Origin of the sequence: Gluconobacter sp. P1D12_c, assembly GCF_018812105.1 — a bacterium.
In the GTDB taxonomy this organism is placed as follows: Bacteria; Pseudomonadota; Alphaproteobacteria; order Acetobacterales; family Acetobacteraceae; genus Gluconobacter; species Gluconobacter oxydans_A.
Map to the genome: position 1 here is coordinate 1 of NZ_JACSIQ010000377.1, position 484 is coordinate 484.

1 protein-coding gene is annotated in these 484 nt (G+C 46.9%); it reads left to right on the top strand.

Features of this window, described 5'->3' with window-relative positions; translation table 11 throughout:
* Positions 1-484, top strand: a 484-nt coding sequence (locus KP705_RS17255) for a hypothetical protein (protein WP_215765160.1), incomplete at both ends; no start/stop codon positions are given.

Here is a 484-nt window from a genome sequence, read left to right on the forward strand (position 1 = left end):
CGGATAGGTTTTTATGAGCTTCTTCGTCGCAACAGTGGGAACAAGGTTGATGTGTTTAAACATCTTGAACGCATTGGCAGGGATGAGGCCATAAGGCTTCAATCTGATCGCATTGCTGACAGGCTTGAAGGTCTGGGGATTCCGTCTAGGCGTAAGAAGCAGGATGGCACCTTTTTCAAGGTGGGTTTGCTGTCTGGATTAGCTAAGCAGATGGATGAACAGTTTAGGCATATCATGTTCATTCCTGCTGTTGCTGTTGCTGAGCGTCGCCAGTTGAGGAATGAGCTGACCTATTGGATTGATAACATTCTCCCGAATAAGGGGAAGTATCTGCGGTACATGGTTATCACCTGCGGTGAGAACGTCCGCATATATGATGACCTCAAGGCGGAGCATAGGAAATGGACACGCAAGCTCTCTGATTGCTTCCGTTGGCTCAATCAAAAATATGGTTCAAATCTGTATTTCAGGGGGACTGAGTTCA